This is a genomic window from Streptomyces sp. NPDC049577, from assembly GCF_040675635.1.
GTDB lineage: Bacteria > Actinomycetota > Actinomycetes > Streptomycetales > Streptomycetaceae > Streptomyces.
On sequence record NZ_JBFAPH010000404.1, the window covers coordinates 1 to 5,225 of the forward strand.

6 protein-coding genes and 1 pseudogene are annotated in these 5,225 nt (G+C 75.0%); 1 reads left to right on the forward strand and 6 read right to left on the reverse strand.

Features of this window, described 5'->3' with window-relative positions; translation table 11 throughout:
* Nucleotides 1-170: 170 nt before the first annotated feature.
* From AB0K09_RS29580 to AB0K09_RS29605, 6 genes and pseudogenes are all read right to left on the reverse strand, one after another.
* Nucleotides 171-791: pseudogene (locus AB0K09_RS29580) on the reverse strand (S8 family serine peptidase); the annotation flags it as partial.
* Nucleotides 792-1,025: 234 nt separating this feature from the next.
* Entirely contained in the window at nucleotides 1,026-1,469 is a 444-nt protein-coding gene (locus AB0K09_RS29585; RefSeq protein ID WP_366068480.1) for a hypothetical protein, read from the reverse strand.
* The gene (locus tag AB0K09_RS29590; protein WP_366068481.1) at nucleotides 1,466-1,792 is read right to left on the reverse strand and encodes a hypothetical protein; all 327 of its coding nucleotides are present in this window, start codon (nucleotides 1,790-1,792) and stop codon (nucleotides 1,466-1,468) included. Before AB0K09_RS29590 ends, AB0K09_RS29585 begins: the two co-directional genes overlap by 4 nt.
* A gap of 40 nt (nucleotides 1,793-1,832) precedes the next feature.
* A complete protein-coding gene (locus tag AB0K09_RS29595) occupies nucleotides 1,833-2,012 on the reverse strand; it encodes a hypothetical protein (RefSeq protein WP_366068482.1) in 180 nt (59 codons plus the stop codon).
* A gap of 83 nt (nucleotides 2,013-2,095) precedes the next feature.
* Nucleotides 2,096-3,118 carry a cytochrome d ubiquinol oxidase subunit II gene (locus tag AB0K09_RS29600; protein ID WP_366068484.1) on the reverse strand — a complete coding sequence of 341 codons (1,023 nt, stop codon included), beginning with the start codon at nucleotides 3,116-3,118 and terminating at the stop codon, nucleotides 2,096-2,098.
* A gap of 14 nt (nucleotides 3,119-3,132) precedes the next feature.
* Complete coding sequence (locus AB0K09_RS29605; protein WP_366068485.1) at nucleotides 3,133-4,545, reverse strand: cytochrome ubiquinol oxidase subunit I; 1,413 nt, start codon at nucleotides 4,543-4,545, stop codon at nucleotides 3,133-3,135.
* Between the two features lie 206 nt (nucleotides 4,546-4,751).
* Between AB0K09_RS29605 and AB0K09_RS29610 the strand changes: the two genes are divergently transcribed.
* The gene (locus tag AB0K09_RS29610) at nucleotides 4,752-5,021 is read left to right on the forward strand and encodes a hypothetical protein (RefSeq protein WP_366068486.1); all 270 of its coding nucleotides are present in this window, start codon (nucleotides 4,752-4,754) and stop codon (nucleotides 5,019-5,021) included.
* Nucleotides 5,022-5,225 lie beyond the last annotated feature (204 nt).

Here is a 5,225-nt window from a genome sequence, read left to right on the forward strand (position 1 = left end):
GTGGGTGCCGCCGGCCCGAAGGGGTCGGGCGCGGGCCCGAAGGAGCCCGCGGGGGGCTGTGCTCCGGGGCGGTGCGGGGGGAGTGGCTGAGACATGGGTTCCTTCTGCCGGAGTGGGGCCGGGGTGGGGTGCCGGGGCGGGGGGTTCGGGACGGCGGCGCGGCGGGGCGCTCAGGGGGCGCGGCGCCGGTTGCGGTCCCGGACGACCACGGCCGTGCCCGTGATCACCGCGACCAGGACGGCCGCGCCGCCGAGCGCGTACGTGGCCAGGCGCTCCTCGCGCTGCCTCGGGGTCTCGCCGAGGGTGAGGGCGGCCGGCGTGGGGGGCCGTACGCCGCGGCCGGCGTCCCGGTCGAGGGTGACGGCGTCCGGGGGGCGGCCGTCGTCGGTCAGGGCGCGGACGGGGTCGACGACGCCCCAGCCGACGTGCCGGTCGTGGGCGTTGACGGCGCGTTCGGCCGTCTGTTCGATCTGGGCGACGACCTGGTGCTGCTTCCAGTCGGGGTGCTTGGCGCGGAGCAGGGCGGCGACGCCGGCGACGTAGGGGGCGGAGAAGCTGGTGCCGTTGTCGACGCACTGGCCGCCGCCGGGCACGGTGGAGACCATCTCGACGCCGGGGGCGGCGACCCCGACGAAGTCGCCGGGCTGGGAGAAGGGCGCGCGCTCGTTGTTGCGGTCGGAGGCGGCGACGGCGAGGACGCCCGGGTAGGCGGCGGGGTAGGTCTCCTTGACCGTGCCGTCGAGCCCGTCGTTGCCGGCGGAGGCCACGACGACGACGTCCTTGGCGAGGGCGGTCCTGGACGAGGTCCAGCCACTCGTCGCTCCGCTCGGGGCGGACGGTGAACTTGACGGCGATGAAAATCATGGATCTCTCCCTGGGAATCCCGCAATCCGGGTCACGGCGATCCGGGTCACGGGTTCGACGACCCGCCCATCGTCACCTTCCGGCTCCCCGGCGGCCGAGGCCGGCGGCCCCGGATTCCGGATCCGCCGGAAAACCGGTCACCGCGCCCGCGGCCCGTGGGCTCACCGGGACTCGTCGCCCCTGATCCGCACCGCCTCCTCCTCGGCGGACAGCCCGTCGGCCGAGCCCTCCTGCGCGTAGACGTCCTGCTCCCGTGACTCGTCCGGATCGGGCTCGTCGGAGAGCAGCCCCGCGGGCTCCTGCACGCCCTCCCCGGCCCCGCCGCCGGGCTCCTCCGGCTCCGGGTCCTCCCCTGCCGGCCGACCGGGCTCGGCGAGCTGCGCCGGGTCGGGTTCCGGTTCCTCCTCGGCCAGCCGCTCGTCCAGCGACTCGCCCCGCCGCGCCTCCTCGGCCGTCACGCCCTCCCGCGTGACGGCCGTCGGCGTGTCACCGGGCACGGCCTGCTGCTGCGGGTCGCTCGCCCGCTGCTGCTGGGGCGTGCCGTCCTGGAGATCCGGGATGCCCTCGCTCTCCGGCGGGACCCCGGGGTCGTGCGGAGCCGTCATCGCTTCCCGCCCCCCTCGTCCTCGTCCTCCGCGCGGCGCCGCCGCCCCGCGCGGCCGCCGCTCCGGTCACCCGGCGGACGTCCGTAGCCCGGGGGAGGGTCGACCTCCACCGGCGGGTGCCATCGGCCCCGCTCCACCTTCTCGCCGGGCTGCAGGCCCTCGACCGGGCCCTCGGCGATCTCCGGCTGCTGAACGTCGCTTCCCGCCACGTTCGGCGTGTCGCCCTTGCCGATGGGCGAGGGACGCGAACGCGTCTCCCGCCGTTCCCGCTTCTCCTCCTCGTCCCGCCGCGGACGGGACCTGTCTTCCCGGTTCTCGCGCACGGCACTCCTCCTCCGCGCCCGGACCCCGGGGCGCCGCGGATCAGCGCCCCTGGTTCCGCGCGTTGTTCCGCGAGTTGTTCTCCCGTTCGCCCTCGGCCTGCGAGGGCGTGGTCCTCGTCGTACGGGGATGGGACTCACGCAGCGGCTTCCCGTGCGCGTCCTCCATGTCCTCGTCGTCGCGCTCTCCCTCGGCCTGCGACGGCGTCGTGTACTCGCTCATCACTGCTCTCCTTCTGTGCCCCCTGAGGTTCGAGTGCCCCCTGATCCGCCATCGATGCGCGGTGCGCCCACCGGCCCGGACGCTCACACCCTGTCCGCACCCGGCTCCGCTCCGTGCGCCCCGGGGTGCTGGGCGAGGGAGTACAGCCACAGCAGCGACGGCACCAGCAGCACGCCCCCCACCGCGAAGACCACGAGCGTGCCGGCCAGCACCGGCCCGGTCGCCGCCGCCGAGGCCACGGTGACGTCGGGCCGCAGCATCAGGGGGTACTGGGCGGCGCCCCACGCCCACAGCACGGCGGCGACGGCGAGTGCGGCCGCGGCCCGGGCCGGGCCCGGACGGCCACGGCCGAGCAGGACGAGACCGCCCACCCCCGTCACCGCCGACAGCACGACCAGCGGCAGGGCCCGGTGCGTGAGCCCGTGGAAGAGCCGGGGCGCGTCCGCGTGCAGCACCGCGATGCCGGCCAGCGCCACCACGCCGCTGACCAGCCCGCTGACCAGGGCCCGCTGCCGGAAGTCGGCCGCGAGCGCGGCGTCGCCCAGCCGGTGCGCGTCCGCGCACAGATAGACCGCGGCCAGATGCGCGCAGGCCAGAACGGCCAGCACGCCGCCGAGCGCGGACGTCGGATTGAGCCAGCTGCCCGTCAGATCCCCGGCGGCCAGTCCGGCGGGCACCCGGTCGGAGGCGATCCCGCCCGCCACGGTGCCCAGGAAGAAGGGCGTGACGACGGAGGACACCGCGAAGCACGCCCCGAACAGCCGGCGCTGCCACAGTCGCGCGCTGGCCTTGCGAAACGCGAACGCCGAGCCGCGCGCGATGACCCCCAGCGCGGTCAGCGTCAGCGGCACGTAGAGGGTCGACATCACGGCCGCGAACACGGCCGGGAAACCGGTCCACAGCATCACCACCACGAAGATCAGCCAGACGTGGTTCGCCTCCCAGACCGGGCCGATCGCGTGCTCGATCAGATCCCGCCGGACAGCCCCGCGCTCCCCGCCGCCGGCCAGCAGGTCCCACAACCCCGCCCCGAAGTCCGCACCGCCGAAGAGCGCGTAACAGGTCAGCCCCACCCACATCACCGCCAGTACCGCGTCGGCCAGCATCACGGCACTCCCGCTCACACCACCGGGTAGGCGGCCACGTCACTGTCCTGCGGGGCCACGGGGACGGGGGTGTGCCGGGCCAGACGGCGCAGCACGTACAGCGTGGCGGCGGTCATCGCGGCGTAGACGGCCAGCACCAGCCAGAGCCCCGCCGCCAGACCGGGGGCCGGGTTCACGGCATCGCGCACGCTCATCACCCCTTGGACGATCCACGGCTGCCGCCCCTCCTCCGTGACCGTCCACCCGCACTCCAGCGCCGTCACCGCCGCCGGCCCGGCCAGCGCCGCCGGCAGCAGGAACAGCCGCCCGCTGCGCCCGGCCAGCACGTCGCCGCCCCCGGCACGCCGCGCCCGCCACCACGCCAGCAGCAGCCATGCCCCGAGGGCCAGCAGGAACAGCCCGGCCGCCACCATCAGGTCGAACGCCAGATGGACCCCGGTGACCGGGGGCCGCAGCGCGGCGGGCACCTCGTCCAGACCGCGGATGACCGTGTCCGTGCGGTAGCCGATCAGCAGCGACAGCCCGCTGGGGATCTCCAGCCCGTAACGCAGCCCGTGGCCGTCGCCGATGCCGGCGATCGTCAGCGGCACATGGCCCGAGGTGACGTACACCCCCTCCATCGCCGCGAGCTTCGCCGGCTGGAAGTCGGCGACGAACCGCGCGGCCCAATCGCCCACCACCAGCTGAAAGGGGGTCACGACGGAGCCCAGCGCGAAGGGGATGAGAAAACCGGCCCGGTGGTAGCGGTCGGTCCGCCCCCGCAGCAGCGCGACCGCGTACACGCCGGAGGTGAGGAAGCCGGCGACCATGAGCGCGGCCAGGATCATATGGACGCTCTGCGGCGGGCTCGCCGGATTGACCATCGCCGCCAGCGGGTCCACGTCCACGACCCGCCCGTCGCGGACCGTGAACCCACGCGGCTGGTTCATCCACGCGTTCGCGCACACCACGAAGAACGCCGAGCACACCCCGGCCACGACGACCGGCACGCCGGTCAGCAGATGCGTCCGGGCCGGCAGCCGGTCCCAGGCGTACAGATAGATCCCCAGGAAGATCGCCTCGATGAAGAAGGCGATGCCCTCCATCGCGAACGGCAGCCCGATCACCTGCCCGTACCGGCCCATGAAACCTGGCCACAGCAGCCCCAGCTCGAAGCTGAGGATCGTCCCGGAGACCGCCCCCACGGCGAACAGCACCCCCATCGCCCGCGCCCAGCGCCGCGCCAGCAGCCGGTACGAGGCGTCGCCGGTGCGCAGCCCCAGCCATTCGGCGATCAGCGTCAGCAGCGGCATGCCCACCCCGAGGCAGGCCACCACGATGTGCCACGCCAGCGAGAACCCCATCTGCGCCCGCGCCGCCGACAGATCGCCCTCCGTCGCCGGGCCGGCCAGCTGCCAGGCGCACGCCCACGCCCTGCCGAGCTGCACGGGACCCTCCTCGCTCCCACTGCTTCCGGTCGGGGTGCCCATACTGGCACCCCGTCACCGCGCGAGGGCGGAAGCGCTCCGGGAACCTGCCGGGCGTTCTGCCGACCGTTCTGTCGGCCGTTCGGAGAAGCCCTGCCGGGGAAAACCTGAGCAGTGCGGCCGGTCGGCCCGGACACCCCCGGACGCGGCGGCTAGCCTGACGAACCATGAGCCCGCAGCCCGACCACTACACCGTCGTCCTCAAACCCCAGGTCGCCGACGAGGAGAACCGCCCCCGGCACGGCGCCCCGCTGCGCTCCGCGGCCGTCGTGGCCACCGGCGAGACGGGTGTCTCCGGCTTCCCGCGCTACGAGGGGGAAGGCGTACAGGCGGAGATCGACCCCGAGACGCACACCGTCGAAAAGGTGACCGTCGACGGCGACGAACTGCCGTACGGCTGGGTGGCCCAGGTCACCGGTCACGGCCGGCGCAAGTGACACGCGCCGGCCGTGCCGCTCTTCGGGAACGCCCCGCCGGCCCGGTACCGGGCCCGCGCCGAAGCCCGTGCGCCACGTCGGCCGCCCCGGGCGCCACCCCCGGGACCGCGCGGGCGCGTTGACCGCCCCGCGCTCCCAGCCCTGCCGTCCGGCGGACGGCACCGGCGCCGGAATCGCCGGGCCACTTTCCCGGCCGGCGGCCGT

What these genes read in the sequence shown, in the direction of transcription:
- AB0K09_RS29610 (WP_366068486.1), top strand. Translation starts at nt 4,752, where the DNA reads ATGAGCCCGCAGCCCGACCACTACACCGTCGTCCTCAAACCCCAGGTC.
- AB0K09_RS29595 (WP_366068482.1), bottom strand. Translation starts at nt 2,012, where the DNA reads ATGAGCGAGTACACGACGCCGTCGCAGGCCGAGGGAGAGCGCGACGAC.
- AB0K09_RS29600 (WP_366068484.1), bottom strand. Translation starts at nt 3,118, where the DNA reads ATGCTGGCCGACGCGGTACTGGCGGTGATGTGGGTGGGGCTGACCTGT.
- AB0K09_RS29585 (WP_366068480.1), bottom strand. Translation starts at nt 1,469, where the DNA reads ATGACGGCTCCGCACGACCCCGGGGTCCCGCCGGAGAGCGAGGGCATC.